The sequence below is a fragment of the Actinomycetes bacterium genome (assembly GCA_036510875.1).
GTDB lineage: Bacteria > Actinomycetota > Actinomycetes > Prado026 > Prado026 > DATCDE01.
On sequence record DATCDE010000139.1, the window covers coordinates 1 to 18,236 of the forward strand.

Genomic DNA, 18,236 nt, shown 5'->3' on the forward strand with positions numbered 1-18,236 from the left:
TCGCCCCTGCGGATCGCTCCGAGCATTGATTCGTATTGAGGTCGACGACGGCTTGTGGATGCACTGACGTCGTCGTCCTCATAGATGTTCTCGGGTCTAACCGACCAGCCACGCCCCGTGGCCTCCTGCTTGCAGGCCAGGATTTGCGAGGCGATGGAGTCCGCATTCTCGACGGAGCTCCGAGCGTAGATAGCGGCCGTGCGGGTGACGCCCATAGGTCCACACTAACCGATGAATCTCCACGGTGGACGAGCTGCGCGAGGTCAGTGGCATCGGCGCGAAGAAGTTCGCCGATCTGAGGGACCGGGTGCGGGTGTGAGTGCGCCGGCGTCCGCGGAGCTCCGCAAGGTGGACCGCCCAGACCTGCGGCTGGTCCCGTCGTCCGGCGGCCGGCGTCCCCGGGGTGGAGGGACTGGTCCTGCGGGCGCGGGTCGAGCGGGTGCAGGCGAGGGGTGCGGCCTTCGGCACCAGGCTGCCCGTGGTGGTGCTCGCGGCGGACGACGGCTGGGCCGGGCTGCTGCCGAGCCAGCGCGCGCGGGCCACGGTCCGGCTGGCCCCCCCGAGCCGGACGCCGACGTCATGGCGCTGCTCGACGCCCGCGGCCCGCCGACCAAGGTCGGGCCGCCCTCGCTGTTGCAGCAGGCGGCGGCCCGGTTACGGGCCGGACTGCGGGACTCCGCCGCCGCGCTGCCCCCCGACTCGCGCGGGCTGGTGCCTGGCCTCGTGGTCGGTGACACCACGAACCTCCCGGCGGAGCTCGAGGAGGACTTCCGGCGCTCCGGGCTGACCCACCTCGTGGCCGTGAGCGGGGCAAACGTCGCCGTCGTGCTGGCAGCCGTGCTGCTCACGGCGCGCTGGGTGGGGCTGCGTGCCCGGGCCGTGCCGCTGGGCGGCGTCCTCGGGCTGGCCGGGTTCGTGGGTGCTCGCCCGGCCGGAGCCGAGCGTGCTGCGGGCTACCGTCATGGGGCTGGTCGCCGTGGTGGCCCTGACCAGGGGCGGACCGCGGCGCGGGCTGCCGGCGCTGTCCTCGGCCGTGCTGCTGCTCGTCGTCGTGAACCCGTTCCTCGCCCGGTCGGCCAGCGTCGCCCTGTCGGTGCTGGCCACGGCCGGGCTGCTGGTGCTGGCCCCCGGCTGGCGGACGGCGTTCGCCCAGGTGCTGCCCGGCCGGCTGGCCGACGCCCTCGCCGTCCCGGCCGCGGCGCAGGTGGCGGTCGCCCCGGTGCTGGTGCTGCTGAACCCGAGCGTCAGCCTGGTCTCCATCCCAGCCAACCTGCTGGCCGCGCCGGCGGTGCCTCCGGCGACCGGGCTCGGCGTCCTCGCTGCCGTGACCGGACCGGTGGCGCCGTGGCTGGCGGAGGTCGCCGGCCGGCTGACCGGGGTCCCCTCGGCTCATCCACGGGGAGGGGTCGGCGCCGAACAACGCCAGCGTCGTGCTGCGCGTCGAGACCGTCGGCGCCGTGCTGCTACTCGGCGGTGACGTCGAGCTGGCCGCGCAGCAGGCCCTGCTGGCCCGGCCCGAGCTGCTGCGGGCCGACGTCCTCAAGGTCGCCCACCACGGGTCGCGGGTGCAGCTGGCCGCGTTCATCGAGGCGGTGGGGGCGCGCGCGGCGCTGCTGTCGGTGGGCGCGGACAACAGCTACGGGCACCCGGCCCGCAGCACGCTGAACCTGGCCGGGGCCAACGGCGCCCTCGCGGTGGTCGGCGGGTCACCGCGGGTGGTTGCCCCGGCGCTGACCTCGGTGCTGACCGCGGCTTTCCTCGTCGTCGGACCGCCATGGCATGCTGGCCGCGATGTCCGCGCAGCCGCCCCAGGTCACGCTCGTGCTCGGCCCCGAGACCTTCCTCGCCGAGCGCGCGGTCGGGCGCGTCGTGGCCGCTGTGCGGGCGGCCGACCCGGAGGCCGACGTCCGACGGCTCGAGCCGGGCACCCTCGAGCCCGGCCAGCTGGTCGAGCTGACCAGTCCCTCGCTGTTCGGGGAGACCACGGTGCTGGTCCTCGACCGGGCGCACGAGCTGTCCGGAGACTTGGCCGCCGAGGTGGCGGCGGTGCTGTGCGACCCGGCCGAGCACGTCGTCCTCGTCGTCGTCCACGGGGGCGCCGCGAACCGGGCCAAGGCCGTGCTGGAGGCCTGCCGGGCGGTGCGGGCCACCGAGGTCGAGTGCCCGACGCCCAAGCCGTCCGAGCGGCTGCGGTTCGTGCGCGGCGAGATCGCCGGGGCCGGCCGGTCCATCGCCGAGGACGCCTCCCAGGTGCTTCTCGAGGCGGTCGGCAGCGACCTGCGCGAGCTGGCCAACGCCTGCGCCCAGCTGGTGTCCGACACCGAGGGACCGATCACGGCGTCCGTGGTGCAGCGCTACTACGCCGGCCGGGCTGAGGTGTCCAGCTTCCAGGTGGCCGACCTGACCATCGACGGCCGGACCTCGGACGCGCTCGAGCAGCTGCGGTTCGCGCTGGGCTGCGGGGTGGCGCCGGTGCTGCTTACGAGCGCGCTCGCGCAGGGTCTGCGCCAGGTGGGGCGGCTCGCGTCAGCGCCGCAGGGCGCCCGGGCGGGCGATCTGGCCCGCGACCTGGGGCTGCCGCCGTGGAAGGTCGACATCGTGCGCCGCCAGGCCCGCGGCTGGGCGCCGGACGGCCTGGCCCGAGCCATCGCCGCGGTCGCGGAGGCGGATGCCAGCGTCAAGGGCATGGGGGGCGCGGCCGACCCCGGCTACGCACTGGAGAGGGCGGTGCTGGCGGTCACGGCGGCGCGCTCGGCCTGAGTCCCGGTTGCGGGACCACCGGAGCAGGCTGACGGCGCCGTCCCTGATGGGGGAGCGGCGCCGTCGAGGTCGCAGCGGCTGAGTCGACTCAGCTGGCGAGGGTGCTGAACTGCTTGGCCATCGAGGACTTCCGGTTGGCCGCCTGGTTCTTGTGGATGACGCCCTTGCTGGCCGCCTTGTCGAGCTTGCGGCTGGCGGAGGTCATCGCCTCGCGGGCCGCGTCGACGTCGCTGGACTCGGCCGCGACGTGGAACCGCTTCACCGCGGTCTTCAGCGCCGAGCGAGTCGCCTTGTTGCTCAGCCGCGCCTTCTCGTTGGTGCGGATGCGCTTGATCTGGGACTTGATGTTCGCCACGTGCCAGCCTCAGTCGATTCGTCAGGAGTTGCGAGCACGCCAGGACGGCGCGCAGGCGCGAGGTCTGAGGGTATCAGCGAGCCAGGCCCGGCCTCAAACCCAGCCGTGCCGCCCGCGCAGCTCCTGTGCCACCTTGTCGAAGCGTGGCCGGTCCAAGGTGGCGCCCTCACGCCGGACGGCGTCCGCCGGCACGCCGAACACCCGGTCGAGACGGACGCTGCTCACCCGACCCTCCCGGTCCCAGCCGCCGCGGCCGAGCACCAGCCAGTCGGGGTCGTCGGAGTGGCCCCGGCTGGACAGCATGACGACGGCCAGGTCGCCCAGCCGCCCGGCGAGCACCCGGCCCACGACGACGACCGGGCGGTCCTTGCCCTGCGACGGGTCCTCCTCGTAGGGCACCCAGGTCCACACCACCTCGCCGGGGTCCGGGTCGCCGTTCCGCTCGGGGGCGTAGAGGAGGCGGACCGGTCCGTCGTAGTCGTACGCCACCGTCGTCTGCGCGGGCCGCGTCGGACGGGGCTGACGCGGCGGACGGCGAGGGGCCAGCAGGTCCACGAGACGGCGCCACATCCGACCCAGGCTAGAGCCCCCGTCCCGCATGAAGGTGCCCCTCTGTGCGTGCTGTCGCAGTGAGGCACCCTTCATCGCCATCAATGAAGGTGCGGTTTGCGCGGCCTTGCGCACAGAAGGGCACCTTCCTGCGGGGCAGCGGGCAGATGGAGGCGGCGCGGGCGAGCAGCGGCAGGAACGCCAGGACGACGGCCACCCCGGCGGCACCGGACAGCCCGAACACCAGCCGAGGCGCCAGCAGCCCTACAGCGAGCCCGCCGATCGCGAGGGCCAGGATCCCCGACATCCGGGTGACCCCGTTGAGGGCCGCGCCCACCCGCCCGATCACGGCGTCGTCCACCCGCAGCATCGTCCAGGCCGTCACGTACACGCCGAGCACCCCGTTGGCCACCCCGCCCACGAGGAACAGGACGACCAGCGCGCCGACGGAGGGCACGGTCCCGGCCAGCCCGCTGGCCACCGCGAGGACCAGCGAGCTGCCGAGCAGCGCGCGCAGCTGCTGGACGGCGCTGAAGCGGGTCCCGCCGAGCACCCCGCCGATCAGCAGCCCAACGGCCCAGGCCGCCGAGACCATCCCGAACGCGGTCGCCGAAGCCCCGAGCGCGTCGCGGACGAGGAACAACTTGGCCACGTTGACCACCTCACCGACCAGGATGAACGCGCACAGCATGGCGAGCACCGCGGCGAGCGGACGGTCCCGCCAGATCAGCACGAAGCCGTCGCGCATCCGGGGGCTGGTGGCGTCGGCGCCGCGCGCGGGCCGCTCGGCGTCCGGGCGGCGCCGGACCCGGATCGCCACGGCCGCCCCGGTCACGGCGAGGAACGTCGCTGCGTCCACCAGCAGCGGTACCCGGGGCCCGTAAGCCCCCATGAGGGGCCCGCCGAGCGTGGGTCCGGCGACCAGCGCCAGTGCGGAGAGCGTCTGCTGCAGCCCGAACACCTCGGCCATTGCCGCCGGCACCACCATCCGGCGGACCAGGGCCCCCCATGCCGGCCCGGTGAGCGCGGTGCACGCTCCGAGCATGGCCACCCGCGCAAGCCCGCGGCCGTGCTGCTGGTGAAGGCGAGTGCCGTGCACAGTCCGACCTGGGCCAGGCTCGCGACCACGATCAGCCGACGGGTGTCGAACCGGTCGACGAGCACCCCGGCCGCGGGGGACAGCAGCGCGATCGGCACCGCGTCGGCCAGCAAGACGGCGGCGACCCAGCCGGCCCCGCCCCCTGAGTCGTGCATACGCAGGACCAGGGCGACCACGGCCAGCGCGTTGCCCAGCTCGGACACCGCGCGGGCCGAGGCGCTGACCAGCACTCACGGGTCCGCCAGGAAGTCCCGGCAGATGTGAAAGACATACTGCGAAGGTAATGCTCCGCATATGCCAGTACAACAGCTCAGGTGTTCCGGGGAGCGGGCCGACGTCGGAAGTCGTCAGTCCTGCGGGACGACGATCGTGGTGAAGCGCACCCGGCGGGCGCCCTGGGGCGGCCGCTTGCGCCGGTCGGTCCGATAGGGCGAGAGGAGGGCGGCCAGGTCGTCGCGCAGCTGCTCCAGCTCCTGCGGAGTCACCGTCACCGCTCCGGACTCCAGCCCGACCGCGTCCCGCCACTCCTGCGGCTCGTCCGCCTGCCCGGCGAGGAACCGGTGGATCTCCTGGCGGGTGCTGTCGAGCACCGCGCCGATCACGGCTCCCTCGACGGCCATGGTGGCGCTCGGCGCCGCGGAGTCCACCCGGATGGTGCGGCCGGTGGCCCGCCAGGGGTGCTCCCGGCCGTCGCCGGTCGGTTCGGCCGGCTCGACGATGCCGAACCGCTCCAGGGCCCGCAGGTGGTAGCTCATCGCGCTGGCGGACAGTCCGGCGACCTCGGCCAGCGACGTCGCCGTGGCCGGCTCTCCGGAGAACAGCCGCTGGATCACGAGCAGCCGGGCCGGGTGGGCCAGCGCCCGGATCGCCTTCGGGTCGCGCAGAACCACCTCGCCCCGCGGCGACCCCGACTTCTGCATGAAGGTGCCCTTCTGTGCGTGTCGTCGAAGCAATGCGCCCTTCATCATCGGCGTCCGGGCGGGACCGCAAGCCCATGAAAGGCGGGGTTTCTTCGGCCTTGCGCACAGTCAGGGCACCTTCATGCAGAAACGTGGGGGGTGGGGACGTGGGACCATGGACTCCGGTGTCGACACTGCCGACACTGCCGACACCGCCGAAGCCGTTCCTGTCCGCCCGCTCGAGGAAGCCAGTGCCCCCGAACCTGTCAGCCGCTCCCGCCCCGGGCAGCACCGACCCCGCGCTGATCCGCAACTTCAGCATCATCGCCCACATCGACCACGGGAAGTCGACCCTGGCCGACCGGATGCTGCAGATCACCGGCGTCGTCGACGCGCGCTCCATGCGGGCGCAGTACCTCGACCGCATGGATATCGAGCGCGAGCGCGGCATTACGATCAAGAGCCAGGCGGTCCGGCTGCCGTACACCGCGGCGGACGGCGTCACCTACGTGCTCAACCTGATCGACACGCCGGGACACGTGGACTTCACCTACGAGGTCTCCCGCAGCCTGGCGGCCTGTGAGGGTGCCGTGCTGCTCGTGGACGCCGCTCAGGGGATCGAGGCGCAGACCCTCGCCAACCTCTACCTGGCCCTTGAGAACGACCTGCAGATCATCCCGGTGTTGAACAAGATCGACCTGCCGGCCGCCCAGCCGGACAAGTACGCCGCCGAGCTCGCGCACATCATCGGCTGCGACCCCGGCGACGTGCTGCGCGTCTCGGCCAAGACCGGCGAGGGTGTCAACGACCTGCTCAACGTCGTCGTCTCGCTGGTGCCGCCGCCCGTCGGCGACGCCGACGCGCCGTCCCGCGCGGTCATCTTCGACTCGGTCTACGACACCTACCGCGGCGTGGTCACCTACGTCCGGGTCATCGACGGCCGGCTCACCGCCCGCGAGCGGATCCGGATGATGTCCACCGGAGCCACCCACGAGCTGCTCGACATCGGGGTGATTTCCCCGGAGCCGGTGTCCTCGAAGGCGCTCGGTGTCGGCGAGGTTGGCTACCTCATCACCGGGGTGAAGGACGTCCGCCAGTCCCGGGTCGGCGACACGGTCACCGACTTCCATCAGCCGGCGACCATCGCGCTGGCCGGGTACCGGGACCCCAAGCCCATGGTGTTCTCCGGCCTCTACCCGATCGACGGCGACGACTACCCCGACCTGCGCGACGCCCTCGAACGGCTGCAGCTGAACGACGCCGCGCTGGTCTGGGAGCCGGAGACCTCGGCGGCCCTGGGCTTCGGGTTCCGCTGCGGGTTCCTCGGCCTGCTGCACCTGGAGATCGTGCGGGAGCGGCTGGAGCGGGAGTTCAACCTCGACCTGATCTCCACGGCGCCCAACGTCGTCTACCGGGTGGTCCTGGAGGACGGCGCCGAGCACATCGTGACCAACCCGAGCGAGTTCCCCGGCGGCAAGGTGGCCGAGGTCTACGAGCCGGTGGTTCGGGCCACCGTCCTGTCGCCCAGCGAGTACATCGGGGCGATCATGGAGCTGTGCCAGACCCGGCGCGGCACCCTGCTGGGGATGGACTACCTGTCCGAGGACCGGGTCGAGCTGCGCTACAGCCTGCCGCTCGCCGAGATCGTCTTCGACTTCTTCGACCAGCTGAAGTCGCGCACCCGCGGGTACGCCTCGCTGGACTACGAGGCCACCGGCGAGGAGGCCGCCCAGCTGGTCAAGGTGGACATCCTGTTGCAGGGCGAGACCGTGGACGCCTTCAGCGCCGTCGTGCACAAGGACAAGGCCTACACCTACGGCACCGCGATGGCCGCCAAGCTCAAGGAGCTCATCCCGCGGCAGCAGTTCGAGGTGCCGATCCAGGCCGCGGTCGGCGCCCGGGTGATCGCCCGCGAGAACGTCCGCGCGCTGCGCAAGGACGTCCTGGCCAAGTGCTACGGCGGTGACATCACCCGCAAGCGCAAGCTGCTGGAGAAGCAGAAGGAGGGCAAGAAGCGGATGAAGATGGTCGGCCGGGTCGAGGTCCCGCAGGAGGCCTTCATCGCCGCGCTGTCCACCGAGGACGCCGGGACCAAGAAGTGACCGGCCGGCTCGCGGCGGTCTGCGCTGTCCACGCCCTCGTCCCGGACCGCGGCGGTGACCTGGCCACGACCGCCATCGACAAGCGGCCCCTGGACGGCGACGTCGAGATCGGCCCGCTCGGAGTGGCCGGCGACCGGCAGATCGACACCCGTCACCACGGCGGGCTCGACCAGGCGGTCTACGCCTACGCCCGCGAGGACGCCGCCTGGTGGGCGGCCGAGCTGTCCCGGGAGGTGCCGCCGGGACTGTTCGGCGAGAACCTGGCCACCGAGGGCGTCGACGTCACCGGCGCGGTCATCGGCGAGCGCTGGCAGGTCGGCGAGCCGGGGACCGGGCCGCTGCTCACGGTCCGCTCCCCGCGCACGCCGTGCAGAACCTTCCAGGCCTGGCTGGACGAGCCGCACTGGGTCAAGCGGTTCACCGAGCACGGGGCCACCGGCGCCTACCTCGCCGTGGTGCGTCCCGGCCGGGTGCGGGCCGGCGACCCCGTCGAGGTGGTCGAGCGCCCCGCCCACGGGGTCACCATCGGGCAGGCGTTCGCCGGTCGGCGCACCGACCCCGAGGTGCTCCGGCGGCTGCTGGCCCACGACGACCTGGACCCCAAGCTGCGGACGGCGGTCAGCAAGGCCCTGCCGCCCAGCAGCTGACCTCAGGCCTCGCTGCCGACCCGGCTGCGGGGGCGCCGCCACTCCGCCCAGCCGGCGCTCACCACGGTGACCCCGGCCAGCCGGTCGTACAGCGAGCGCCGGCCCGGGACCACGGCGAAAGCCCAGCCGGCCAGCGCGACCACCAATCCGACCAGCCCGTCGGTCAGCGCCGAGACCAGCGCGAACACCACGAGCGGGGCCAGCCAGCGCACGGCCACCTGCCAGCGCGCCGGTTGCGCCGCGTCCTCCTCGACGCGTGGCGGCAGGTCAGGGTCCGCGTCCTTGGCCACCCCGGCCCGGACCAGCCGCAGCTCGGCGTACTTCAGCCCGGTGCTGGCCCGCGGACCGGACCGGCTCAGCGCTCCGGACAGGGCCACCGCGAGCAGCGCGATAGCCACGAGTGTCGCCCAGCCGAACCAGGTGGGCACTGCCTTGTTCAGCGAGTACAGCGCGGCGCCGGCGCCCTCGCCCTGCTGCCCGTTGTTGTTCCACCACGGGGTGGACGCGACCAACGACAGCAGGAGCACCCCGAGACCGATCACGCCCAGCAGCAGCGTGTCCACCGCCAGCGCCGAAACCCGGGCTCCGGGGCTCGCCTCTACGGTGCGCATCCGCCGACTATGGCACCAGCCGAATCCGATCGGGAAGCGGGTTTGGACGCGGCCGGCGGGCGAACAGTCCTAGGCTGCTTGGTGGGTCCGAGCGATTGATGCGGGCAACGCGTCGCACCTACAGGTGGAGGCAGCATGACCATGACGACCACGGGCAGTCTGGATTCGAGCGGATACCCGACCCCATCGGTGTCGGTGGCCCGGTTGTTCCACGACCGGGTGGCTGCCACTCCGCGGGCCGAGGCGTTCCGCTTTCCGACCGAGACCGGCTGGGCGTCGGTCACCTGGGCGCAGACCGGGGACATAGTCAAGACCATGGCCGCCGGTCTGCTGGCGCTGGGCATCCAACCGGAGCAGCGGGTCGGTATCGCCTGCGCCACGCGGGTCGAGTGGCTGTACGCCGACCTGGCGATCATGTGCGCCGGCGCGGCCGCGACCACGGTCTACCCCTCCACCGGCGGCGAGGACGTCGCCTACATCCTCGCCGACAGCGACACCCGCATCATCTTCGCCGAGGATGACGTGCAGATCGCCAAGCTGCGGGCCCAGCGGGACCATCTGCCGGACCTGATCAGGGTGATCACCTTCGACGGCCAGGCGGACGGCGAGTGGGTGCTCAGCCTGGCCGACCTGCAGGCGCTGGGCGCCAAGCACCTGGCCGACCATCCGTCCGCCGTCGACGAGGCGGTGGCAGCGGTCCGGCCCGAGCATCTCGCGACCCTCATCTACACCTCGGGGACCACCGGTCGGCCCAAGGGCGTCGAGCTGACCCACCGCTGCTGGACGTACGAGGGGGCCACGGTCGAGGCGACCGGCATCCTGTCCGTCGACGACCTGCAGTACCTGTGGCTGCCGCTGTCGCACTCCTTCGGCAAGGTGCTCGAGGCGGTCCAGCTGCAGATCGGCTTCCCCACCGCGGTCGACGGCCGGATCGACAAGATCGTGGAGAACCTCGCGGTCGTGCGGCCCACGTTCATGGCCGGCGCCCCGCGGATCTACGAGAAGGTCTACGCCAAGGTCGTGCAGACCGTCCAGGAGGAGGGCGGGGTCAAGTTCCGGCTGTTCACCTGGGCCTTCGGGGTGGGCAACCAGGTGTCCAGGGCCAAGCTCGAGGGCCGGTCGTCGAGCCTCGCCGTCCAGGCCCAGTTCGCCCTGGCCGACCGGCTCGTGCTGTCCAAGATCCGCGAGCGGCTCGGCGGGCGGATCCGGTACCTGGTCTCCGGCAGCGCGGCGCTGTCGAAGGACGTCGCCACCTGGTTCCACGCCGCCGGGCTGCTGGTCCTAGAGGGGTACGGGCTGACCGAGACCAGCGCGGCGACCTGCATGGTCCGGCCCGACGACCCCGCGTTCGGGGTGGTCGGCCCGCCGTTCGCCGGCACCGAGATCAAGCTCGCCGAGGACGGCGAGATCCTGGTCCGCGGCCCCGGGGTGATGCGCGGGTACCACAACCTGCCGGAGTCCACCGCCGAGGTGCTGACGGCCGAGGGCTGGTTCGCCACCGGGGACGTCGGCGAGATCGACGAGGCGGGCCGGGTGCGGATCACCGACCGCAAGAAGGACCTGGTCAAGACGTCCGGCGGGAAGTACATCGCCCCGCAGGCGATCGAGGTTATGTTCAAGGCGGTCTGCCCGCTGGCCAGCCAGATGATCGTGCACGCCGACCGGCGCAACTTCGCGACCGCCCTGGTCACCCTCGACCCGGACGCGCTGGCCCAGTGGGGCAAGGCGCAGGGCCTCACGGCCACCGACTACCCGTCGCTGTCCGGGAACCCGGCCGTCCACGCCTACGTGCAGTCCTGCGTCGAGGAGCTCAACGGCCGGCTCAACCGCTGGGAGACCATCAAGGACTTCCGGATCCTCGACCACGACCTCACGGTGGAGGGCGGCGAGCTGACTCCCAGCCTGAAGGTCAAGCGCAAGGTTGTGGAGACCAAGTACGAGTCGCTGTTCGACTCGATGTACGGCGGGCAGTCGAGGGGCTGACGGGTTGACCGCGTCGTTCGACGTCCTCACCGCCGGGTACGTGGGGGACCGGGTCGCCAGCACGGTCGTGCTGCTCCGCGAGGGCGACCTGGTCGCCGTCGTCGACCCGGGCATGGTCGCGGACCGGTCCCGTATCCTGGACCCGCTCGCGGCGCTGGGAGTGGCGCCGTCCGACGTCACCGACGTGGTGTTCAGCCACCACCACCCGGACCACACGCTCAACGCGGCGCTGTTCCCGCGGGCCCGCTTCCACGACCACTGGGCCGTCTACCAGGACGATGTCTGGGACGATCGCCCGGCCGAGGGGACGCACCTGACCGAGTCGGTGTGGTTGCTGGAGACCCCGGGGCACAGCCCGCAGGACGTGAGCACGGTGGCCCGTACCGCGGACGGACTGGTCGTGTGCACCCACCTGTGGTGGACGGCGGACGGCCCGGCCGACGACCCGTTCGCCCCGGACCGCGACCAGCTGGCCGCGGCCCGGCAACGGGTGCTCGCGCTGGGGCCGGCGCTGGTCGTGCCCGGTCACGGCGCACCCTTCGTCCCCGGCCCGGGCACGCCGGTCTGATGCCCTCGACCCTCCCGGGCGGCCAGGCCGCTCCGGAGGACGGCGCGCTGCCCGCGGACGCGCTCACCGCGCTGGGCCGGCGTCCGTTCGGCGTCTACGTGCACGTGCCGTTCTGCACGGTGCGGTGCGGCTACTGCGACTTCAACACCTACACGGCCGACGAGCTGGGCCCCGGGGCGTCGCGCGCGACCTACGCCGCAAGCGTGCTCGACGAGCTGCGGCTGGCCCGGCGGGCGCTCGGCGCCGCCGACGTCCCGGTGGCCAGCGTGTACGTCGGCGGCGGCACGCCCACGCTGCTGCCGCCGGACCAGCTCGGGGCGGTGCTCGCCGGGATCGACGAGCTGTTCGGGCTGGCAGCGGACGCCGAGGTGACCACCGAGGCGAACCCGGACTCGGTCACCGCCGAGTCGCTCGCCGCGCTGCGCGCCGCCGGCTTCACCCGCATCTCGTTCGGCATGCAGTCGGCCGTGCCGCACGTGCTGGACACCCTCGACCGCACCCACGACCCGGCCGGGGTGGCCCGCGCCGTGGCGGGCGCGCGCGCCGCCGGGTTCGAGCAGGTGAGCCTGGACCTGATCTACGGGACGCCGGGGGAGTCGACGGCCGACTGGCGCACCTCGGTGGACGCCGCGCTGGTCCTCGAGCCGGACCACGTATCCGCCTACGCGCTCATCGTGGAGCCGGGCACCCGGCTGGCCGCCCGGGTGAAGCGCGGCGAGTTGCCGATGCCGGACGACGACGACCTGGCCGACAAGTACCAGCTGGCCGACGAGCGGCTCGGCGCCGCGGGGCTGCACTGGTACGAGGTGAGCAACTGGGCCTGCGACGACGCGGCCCGGTGCCGGCACAACCTGGGGTACTGGCGTGGCGACGACTGGTGGGGGGCCGGTCCGGGCGCGCACAGCCATGTCGGTGGCGTGCGCTGGTGGAACGTGAAGCACCCGGCGGCCTACGCGGCCCGGGTCGCGGCCGGCCGTTCGCCGGCTCAGGCGCGGGAGCTCCTCACCGACGAGCAGCGCCGCGACGAGCGGATCCTGCTCGAGGTTCGGCTGGCCGACGGGCTCGACCTTTCGGTGCTCACCCCACGCGGCCGGCGGGCGGCCGCCGAGGCGGTCGGCTCCGGTCTGCTCGCCCCGGCGGCCTTCGCCGCGGGGCACGCGGTGCTCACGCCGCGAGGGCGGCTGCTGGCCGACGCCGTCGTCCGGATGCTCGTCAACTGACCCCGCCGCGACGGCTCGGCTCAGTGGATCGGACGCCAGGTCAGCGGGTAGCGGTAGTCCTCGTGGTTGCCCGCCTTGACCGCCGCGATGATCGAGAGCACCGCCCCGGCGATCAGCACCAAGGGCAGCAGCACGATGCCGACCAGGACGAGGATCAGCAGCCCGGAGACCACGCTGGCGATCAGCACGGTGATGTGGAAGTTCAGCGCCTCGGCCGCCTGCCGCTTGGCGAACGGCCGCTGGTCCCCGACCAGCAGGTAGATCAGCAGCGGCCCGATCAGCGAGATGACGAAGTAGCTCAGGTGGGCGAGCACCGCCCACAGCACGTCGTCCCCGGGCGGCGGGCCGGCGGCGCCGGCGCCCGTGCCGGGCGGGGGAGGCGGCGGGTAGCTCGGTGGCTCGGACGGTTGCTCCGACGGTTGCTCGGTCACGGCTGACCTCCTGCGGTCACGAAGTCGATGAGCTCCTCGACCCGGCCGAGCAGCCGGGGCTCGAGGTCCGCGTAGCTGTGCACGGAGTCCAGGATGCGTCGCCAGGCCAGGCCGAGGTCCTCCGGCGTCTGCGCCGGCCAGCCCAGCCGGGCGCACACGCCGTGCTTCCAGGACTCGTCCTTGGGCACCTGCGGCCACTGCTCGATGCCCAGCGCGGCCGGCCGGACCGCCTGCCAGACGTCCACGTAGGGGTGGCCGACCACCAGCACGTGCGGCGAGGTGACCTCGGCCGCGATCCGAGCCTCCTTGCTGCCCGGTACCAGGTGGTCGACGAGCACTCCGAGGCGTCGGTCCGGGCCGGGTCGGAAGTCCCGGACGGCGGCCGGCAGGTCGTCGACGCCGTCCAGCGGCTCGACGACCACGCCCTCGACCCGCAGGTCGTGGCCCCACACCCGCTCGACCAGCTCGGCGTCGTGGCGGCCCTCGACATAGATGCGGCCGGCGCGCGCCACCCGGGCCCGCAGCCCGGTGACCACGGTCGAGCCGGAGGCGCTGCGGCCCGGCCGGGCCGGGGCACTGGGTGCCGGGCGGGTCAGCGTGGTGGTCCGGCCGTCCACCAGGAAGCTGCCGGGGCACGGGAACGCGCGACGGCGGCCGTGCCGGTCCTCGAGCAGCACCGCGTCCTTGGCGATCTCGACGACCGCCCCGCAGAAGCCGCTCGAGGGGCACTCGAGCACCAGGCCGAGCTCGGCGCCGATCGTGGGGACCTCGGGCCGGCGGCGGGCCCTGAAGTCGGCCAGCACGTCCTGGCCGTAGCGGTCGATCACGTCTCGGGCCCGCCCATGAGGTCGGGGGCGGGCGGTCGGGCTGCCCCGGTGTCGGCGGCCTGGCGGGCGGCTCGTCGGGCGGACACGGGGGTGACCAGCATCTCGGACTCGACCAGCTCGTGCCGCTGCACGTAGCTGCTGACGGTCGCCTGGATCGTGGCCACGGCCGGCAGCGCGAGCAACGCTCCCGGCGCCCCCAGCAGGGCCGCTCCGGCGATCACCGCCCCGAAGGCGACCGCGGGGTGCAGCTCCATGGTCCGGGCGGACAGCGGCGGGGTGAGGAAGTAGTTCTCGAACTGCTGGTAGGCGATGACGAACGCGAGCACGGCCAGCGCCTTGCCGGGGCTGATCGACAGGGCCACGAGCACCGGCAGGGCGCCCGCGATGTAGGTGCCGATGGTGGGGATGAACTGGGAGATGATCCCCACGAAGATGCCCAGCGTGAGCGCGTTGGGGATCTTGATGAGGGCCAGGAACGCCCCGGTCGCGAGCGCGGACGCCGCCGCGAGCAGGGTGCGCGAGTACAGGTAGCCGGCGGTCTTGGAGATCGCGGTCTCCCACACCTCCAGCACCAGGTGCTGCCGGACCGGTGGCAGCACCGAGCACACGGCCCGCCGGAACTTCGGCCCCTCGGCGGCGAAGAAGAAGGCGAACAGGGCCACCGTGAACAGGTTGAAGATCGAGCTGACCACCGTCGCGCCGATGCTCAGCGCGTTGCTGGCGATCGTGGTGCTCATCGAGCCCAGGTTGCCCACCAGCTTGTTGATCTCGGCCTGCAGGTCGACGTGGAAGTGCTGGTCGAGGAAGTCGGCCAGCGACGTGACGACGCTGGGCAGCGACCGGGCCAGCGCAACCACCTGGTCGATGACCAGGGTGCCGATCGCCGCGACCAGGACGACCACAGCGACGATCAGGCCCAGGTAGATGGCCATCGTGGCCAGGCCGCGATGCCAGCCGCGCCGGGCCAGCCAGTTGACGCCGGGCTCGATGGCGAACCCGACGAACAGGGCGCACAGCAGGATGACCAGCAGGTCGTGCAGCCGGATCGCGGCCCACCACGCCGCGTACAGGGCGAAGGTGACCAGGACGGCCCACATCACCGCGCGCGGCAGCCAGCGGGGTGGGCGCTCCCGCAGCCAGGGACTGCCCTGGCCTGGCTGGGGGTGGGACATCGACGCTGCTCCTCCCGCTGCTCCTCGCGGCACCCTATCGGCGCGGACCAGGCGCTGACGGGACGGCGGCGGCGGACGCGCCGTACACTGGCACTCGGCCCCGTTGAGTGCCAGATCACGGTCGGGCCGGCTGTCCCGCGAGGAGGTGCGCATGAGTGACGAACGCCGGCTGGCAGTGCTGCGCGCCATCGTGGAGGACTACGTCGCCACCCAGGAGCCGGTCGGCTCCAAGGCGCTCGCCGAGCGGCACCATCTCGGGGTGTCCCCGGCGACCATCCGCAACGACATGGCCGCGCTGGAAGAGGAGGGGTTCATCGCCCAGCCGCACACGAGCGCGGGACGGATCCCCACCGACCAGGGCTACCGGCTCTTCGTCGACCGGCTGGCCGCCGTGCGGCCGCTCAGCGCGGCCGAGAAGCGCGCCATCTCGACCTTCCTCGAGGGTGCGGTCGACCTCGACGACATCGTCGGGCGAACCGTCCGGCTGCTGGCCCAGGTGACCCGTCAGGTCGCGGTCGTCCAGTACCCGTCGCTCACCCGTTCCACCGTGCGGCACGTCGAGCTGCTGCTGCTCGCGCCGAACCGGGTCATGCTCGTGGTGATCACCAACACCGGCCGGGTGGAGCAGCGGATCGTGGAGTGCCCGGTCCCGATCGACGAGGACCTGCTGGCCGACCTCAGGTCCAAGATCAACACCGCGGCCGTGGGGCAGAAGCTCGCCGAGGTGGCCGACTCGGTGGTCGAGCTGCCGGACACCTTCGAGCTGGAGCAGCGCCCGGCCGTGCTGGCCGTCGTCTCGACCCTCGTCGAGTCGCTGGTGGAGGAGGCCGAGGAGCGCGTGGTCCTCGGCGGCACCGCGAACCTCACCCGGTTCGGGCAGGACTTCCCGCTCACCGTGCAGCCGGTCCTCGAGGCGCTCGAGGAGCAGGTCGTGCTCATGCGGCTGCTCGGCGAGGCGACCATGACCGACGCGCTGACCGTGCGGATCGGCCACGAGAACCCGATGGAAAGCCTCGTCGGCACGTCCATCGTCACCGTGGGCTACGGCACCGCGGACGAGACCTTCGCCCGGCTCGGCATCCTGGGGCCGACCCGGATGGACTACCCCGGAACCATGGGCGCCGTCCGGGCGGTGGCCCGGTACGTCGGCCGGATCCTGGCCGAGTCGTAGGCTCGGTGACCCCATGAGCGCGAGCACCGACTACTACGCCGTCCTCGGCGTCCCCCGTGAGGCCAGCCCCGAGGAGATCAAGAAGGCCTACCGGCGGCTGGCCCGCGAGCTGCACCCCGACGTCAACCCGGATCCGGAGACGCAGGACCGCTTCAAGGAGGTCACCGCGGCCTACGACGTGCTCTCCGACCCGCAGAAGCGGGAGATGTACGACCTCGGCGGCGACCCGTTCGGCAACGGGGGCTTCGGCAGCGGGGCCGGCGGCTTCGGTTTCGGCGACATCATGGACGCCTTCTTCGGCGGCGGTGCGCCGCGCGGGCCCCGGCCGCGCCAGCGCCGGGGCCAGGACGCGCTGATCCGGATCGAGGTGGAGCTCGCCGAGTCGGTCTTCGGGTCCACCCGTGAGCTGCAGGTCGACACCGCCGTCACCTGCCCGACCTGCGCCGGCGGCGGCGCGGCCCCCGGGACCGCCCCGACCACCTGCGAGATGTGCAAGGGCCGCGGCGAGATCCAGCACGTGCAGCGCTCGTTCCTCGGCCAGGTCATGACGTCGCGGCCGTGCCCGCAGTGCGGCGGCTTCGGCACCGTGATCCGGCACCCGTGCGGCGAGTGCGCCGGCGAGGGCCGGGTCCGCACCCGGCGCAGCCTGCAGATCAAGATCCCGGCCGGCGTGGACACCGGCACCCGGATCCAGCTGACCGGGCAGGGCGAGGCCGGCCCCGGCGGTGGGTCGCCCGGGGACCTGTACGTCGAGATCCTCGAGGTCGCGCACCCGGTCTTCGAACGGCGCGGCGACGACCTGCACTGCACGCTCACCCTGCCGATGACGGCCGCGGCGCTCGGGGCCGCAGTCCCGCTGGAGACCCTGGACGGCGAGCAGCAGGTCGACATCCGCCCGGGCAGCCAGTCCGGACAGGTGATCCCGCTGCGCGGCCTGGGCGTGACCCACCTGCGCGGAGGTGGCCGCGGCGACCTGCTGGTGCACGTGGCCGTGGAGACTCCGGCCAAGCTCGACGACAAGCAGGAGGAGCTGCTGCGCGAGCTGGCCCGGCTGCGCGGCGAGGAGCGGCCGGGCGGCCAGTTCTCCCCGGGCGGCCAGGGGCTGTTCTCCCGGATCCGCGACGCCTTCAACGGCCGGTGAGCGCTCCGGTCTTCGCCGCGGCAACGGCGGCGATCCGGGCCGCGGCGACGTCTGGTCAGCTGTTGCTGGACGGCGGCGAGGGACGCCACGCCGCCCTGGTCCGCCGGCTCGGAGCCGGGGAGCGCGTGGTGGTCACCGACGGCGCCGGGTTGACCCTGGACGCGGTGGTGGCCACCGCCAGCAGGACCCGCCTCACCCTGGACGTGGGCACCGTCACCGAACACTCGGCGCCGCAGCCTCGGTTGACCGTCGTCCAGGCCCTGCCCAAGGGGGACCGGGGCGAGCTGGCCGTCGAGACCATGACCGAGGTCGGGGTCGACACGCTCGTGCCGTGGGCCGCCGAGCGATGCGTCACCCGGTGGCGCGACGAGCGCGGCGCCAAGGCGCTGGAGCACTGGCGCAGCACCGCCCGCGAGGCGGCCAAGCAGTCCCGGCGGGCGCACTGGCCGACGGTGGCCCCGTTGGCGGGCACCGAGACCGTGGCTGATCTGCTGGCCGCGGCCGGTCTCGCCGTCGTGCTGCACGAGGAGGCCGTCCAGCCGCTGGCCGCAGCCACCGTTCCGGCCGCGGGTGACGTCGTGGTCGTCGTCGGCCCGGAGGGCGGCCTGAGCCCGGCCGAGCTGGAGCGGTTCGCCGCCGCGGGCGGTACCGCCTACCGGCTCGGTCCCACCGTGCTGCGCACGTCCACGGCCGGCACCGTG

Annotated in this window: 20 protein-coding genes; 11 read left to right on the plus strand and 9 right to left on the minus strand. The window is 73.1% G+C overall.

Going from position 1 to position 18,236, the window contains the following annotated elements; genetic code table 11:
* Positions 1 to 215, minus strand: a 215-nt coding sequence (locus VIM19_08245; protein HEY5184874.1) for a recombinase family protein, incomplete at its 3' end; no start/stop codon positions are given.
* A gap of 704 nt (positions 216 to 919) precedes the next feature.
* Between VIM19_08245 and VIM19_08250 the strand changes: the two genes are divergently transcribed.
* Both VIM19_08250 and holA read left to right on the plus strand, forming a co-directional pair.
* Entirely contained in the window at positions 920 to 1,477 is a 558-nt protein-coding gene (locus VIM19_08250; GenBank protein HEY5184875.1) for a ComEC/Rec2 family competence protein, read from the plus strand.
* Between the two features lie 314 nt (positions 1,478 to 1,791).
* Positions 1,792 to 2,760: a DNA polymerase III subunit delta gene (gene holA, locus VIM19_08255; protein ID HEY5184876.1), complete on the plus strand. Its 969-nt coding sequence runs from the start codon at positions 1,792 to 1,794 to the stop codon at positions 2,758 to 2,760.
* 88 nt (positions 2,761 to 2,848) lie between these two features.
* On the opposite strand, the gene rpsT is transcribed toward holA, so the two are convergent.
* The 3 genes from rpsT to VIM19_08270 all read right to left on the minus strand — a co-directional run bounded on the left by rpsT (position 2,849) and on the right by VIM19_08270 (position 4,709).
* A complete protein-coding gene (gene rpsT / locus VIM19_08260; protein ID HEY5184877.1) occupies positions 2,849 to 3,115 on the minus strand; it encodes a 30S ribosomal protein S20 in 267 nt (88 codons plus the stop codon).
* A gap of 93 nt (positions 3,116 to 3,208) precedes the next feature.
* Positions 3,209 to 3,685 (minus strand): type II toxin-antitoxin system PemK/MazF family toxin, encoded by a 477-nt coding sequence (locus VIM19_08265; protein HEY5184878.1) that lies wholly within the window; start codon positions 3,683 to 3,685, stop codon positions 3,209 to 3,211.
* A 10-nt stretch (positions 3,686 to 3,695) separates the two neighbouring features.
* Positions 3,696 to 4,709 carry an MFS transporter gene (locus VIM19_08270; protein ID HEY5184879.1) on the minus strand — a complete coding sequence of 338 codons (1,014 nt, stop codon included), beginning with the start codon at positions 4,707 to 4,709 and terminating at the stop codon, positions 3,696 to 3,698.
* A 48-nt stretch (positions 4,710 to 4,757) separates the two neighbouring features.
* On the opposite strand from VIM19_08270, the gene VIM19_08275 reads away from it, so the two are divergent.
* The gene (locus tag VIM19_08275; GenBank protein HEY5184880.1) at positions 4,758 to 5,027 is read left to right on the plus strand and encodes a hypothetical protein; all 270 of its coding nucleotides are present in this window, start codon (positions 4,758 to 4,760) and stop codon (positions 5,025 to 5,027) included.
* A gap of 83 nt (positions 5,028 to 5,110) precedes the next feature.
* On the opposite strand, the gene VIM19_08280 is transcribed toward VIM19_08275, so the two are convergent.
* Positions 5,111 to 5,683 carry a helix-turn-helix domain-containing protein gene (locus VIM19_08280; protein ID HEY5184881.1) on the minus strand — a complete coding sequence of 191 codons (573 nt, stop codon included), beginning with the start codon at positions 5,681 to 5,683 and terminating at the stop codon, positions 5,111 to 5,113.
* Positions 5,684 to 5,913: 230 nt separating this feature from the next.
* Here VIM19_08280 and lepA point away from each other — a divergent pair, with 230 nt between their 5' ends.
* Complete coding sequence (lepA, locus tag VIM19_08285) at positions 5,914 to 7,764, plus strand: translation elongation factor 4 (protein ID HEY5184882.1); 1,851 nt, start codon at positions 5,914 to 5,916, stop codon at positions 7,762 to 7,764.
* A complete protein-coding gene (locus VIM19_08290; GenBank protein ID HEY5184883.1) occupies positions 7,761 to 8,411 on the plus strand; it encodes an MOSC domain-containing protein in 651 nt (216 codons plus the stop codon). The genes lepA and VIM19_08290 overlap by 4 nt, the downstream gene beginning before the upstream one ends.
* 2 nt (positions 8,412 to 8,413) lie before the next feature.
* On the opposite strand, the gene VIM19_08295 is transcribed toward VIM19_08290, so the two are convergent.
* Complete coding sequence (locus VIM19_08295) at positions 8,414 to 9,022, minus strand: hypothetical protein (GenBank protein HEY5184884.1); 609 nt, start codon at positions 9,020 to 9,022, stop codon at positions 8,414 to 8,416.
* Positions 9,023 to 9,157: 135 nt separating this feature from the next.
* Here VIM19_08295 and VIM19_08300 point away from each other — a divergent pair, with 135 nt between their 5' ends.
* Genes VIM19_08300 through hemW form a run of 3 tightly spaced genes read left to right on the plus strand, consistent with a single transcriptional unit; the run spans position 9,158 to position 12,793 of the window.
* On the plus strand, positions 9,158 to 11,005 hold the full coding sequence (locus tag VIM19_08300; GenBank protein ID HEY5184885.1) for a long-chain fatty acid--CoA ligase: 1,848 nt from the start codon (positions 9,158 to 9,160) through the stop codon (positions 11,003 to 11,005).
* Between the two features lie 4 nt (positions 11,006 to 11,009).
* Positions 11,010 to 11,573: an MBL fold metallo-hydrolase gene (locus tag VIM19_08305; GenBank protein HEY5184886.1), complete on the plus strand. Its 564-nt coding sequence runs from the start codon at positions 11,010 to 11,012 to the stop codon at positions 11,571 to 11,573.
* Complete coding sequence (gene hemW / locus VIM19_08310; GenBank protein HEY5184887.1) at positions 11,573 to 12,793, plus strand: radical SAM family heme chaperone HemW; 1,221 nt, start codon at positions 11,573 to 11,575, stop codon at positions 12,791 to 12,793. Before VIM19_08305 ends, hemW begins: the two co-directional genes overlap by 1 nt.
* Before the next feature lie 20 nt (positions 12,794 to 12,813).
* On the opposite strand, the gene VIM19_08315 is transcribed toward hemW, so the two are convergent.
* From VIM19_08315 to VIM19_08325, 3 genes are read right to left on the minus strand one after another with little or no spacing between them, the layout of a single operon-like run.
* Positions 12,814 to 13,224, minus strand: a complete 411-nt coding sequence (locus tag VIM19_08315) for a DUF4870 domain-containing protein (protein ID HEY5184888.1) — start codon at positions 13,222 to 13,224, stop codon at positions 12,814 to 12,816.
* Positions 13,221 to 14,048, minus strand: a complete 828-nt coding sequence (locus tag VIM19_08320) for a DUF3097 domain-containing protein (protein HEY5184889.1) — start codon at positions 14,046 to 14,048, stop codon at positions 13,221 to 13,223. Before VIM19_08320 ends, VIM19_08315 begins: the two co-directional genes overlap by 4 nt.
* The gene (locus tag VIM19_08325; GenBank protein HEY5184890.1) at positions 14,048 to 15,223 is read right to left on the minus strand and encodes an AI-2E family transporter; all 1,176 of its coding nucleotides are present in this window, start codon (positions 15,221 to 15,223) and stop codon (positions 14,048 to 14,050) included. The genes VIM19_08320 and VIM19_08325 overlap by 1 nt, the downstream gene beginning before the upstream one ends.
* A 151-nt stretch (positions 15,224 to 15,374) precedes the next feature.
* Between VIM19_08325 and hrcA the strand changes: the two genes are divergently transcribed.
* The 3 genes from hrcA to VIM19_08340 all read left to right on the plus strand — a co-directional run.
* Positions 15,375 to 16,394, plus strand: coding sequence for a heat-inducible transcriptional repressor HrcA (hrcA, locus tag VIM19_08330; protein HEY5184891.1), 1,020 nt, complete (start codon positions 15,375 to 15,377; stop codon positions 16,392 to 16,394).
* Positions 16,395 to 16,407: 13 nt separating this feature from the next.
* The gene (dnaJ, locus tag VIM19_08335) at positions 16,408 to 17,535 is read left to right on the plus strand and encodes a molecular chaperone DnaJ (GenBank protein ID HEY5184892.1); all 1,128 of its coding nucleotides are present in this window, start codon (positions 16,408 to 16,410) and stop codon (positions 17,533 to 17,535) included.
* The coding region (locus tag VIM19_08340) for a 16S rRNA (uracil(1498)-N(3))-methyltransferase (GenBank protein HEY5184893.1) at positions 17,532 to 18,236 on the plus strand (705 nt) is incomplete at its 3' end. The genes dnaJ and VIM19_08340, both read left to right, overlap by 4 nt.

What these genes read in the sequence shown, in the direction of transcription:
- VIM19_08280 (HEY5184881.1), bottom strand. Translation starts at nt 5,683, where the DNA reads ATGCAGAAGTCGGGGTCGCCGCGGGGCGAGGTGGTTCTGCGCGACCCG.
- holA (HEY5184876.1), top strand. Translation starts at nt 1,792, where the DNA reads ATGTCCGCGCAGCCGCCCCAGGTCACGCTCGTGCTCGGCCCCGAGACC.
- VIM19_08295 (HEY5184884.1), bottom strand. Translation starts at nt 9,022, where the DNA reads ATGCGCACCGTAGAGGCGAGCCCCGGAGCCCGGGTTTCGGCGCTGGCG.
- VIM19_08325 (HEY5184890.1), bottom strand. Translation starts at nt 15,223, where the DNA reads ATGTCCCACCCCCAGCCAGGCCAGGGCAGTCCCTGGCTGCGGGAGCGC.
- dnaJ (HEY5184892.1), top strand. Translation starts at nt 16,408, where the DNA reads ATGAGCGCGAGCACCGACTACTACGCCGTCCTCGGCGTCCCCCGTGAG.
- hemW (HEY5184887.1), top strand. Translation starts at nt 11,573, where the DNA reads ATGCCCTCGACCCTCCCGGGCGGCCAGGCCGCTCCGGAGGACGGCGCG.
- VIM19_08265 (HEY5184878.1), bottom strand. Translation starts at nt 3,685, where the DNA reads ATGTGGCGCCGTCTCGTGGACCTGCTGGCCCCTCGCCGTCCGCCGCGT.
- hrcA (HEY5184891.1), top strand. Translation starts at nt 15,375, where the DNA reads ATGAGTGACGAACGCCGGCTGGCAGTGCTGCGCGCCATCGTGGAGGAC.
- VIM19_08300 (HEY5184885.1), top strand. Translation starts at nt 9,158, where the DNA reads ATGACCATGACGACCACGGGCAGTCTGGATTCGAGCGGATACCCGACC.
- VIM19_08270 (HEY5184879.1), bottom strand. Translation starts at nt 4,709, where the DNA reads ATGCTCGGAGCGTGCACCGCGCTCACCGGGCCGGCATGGGGGGCCCTG.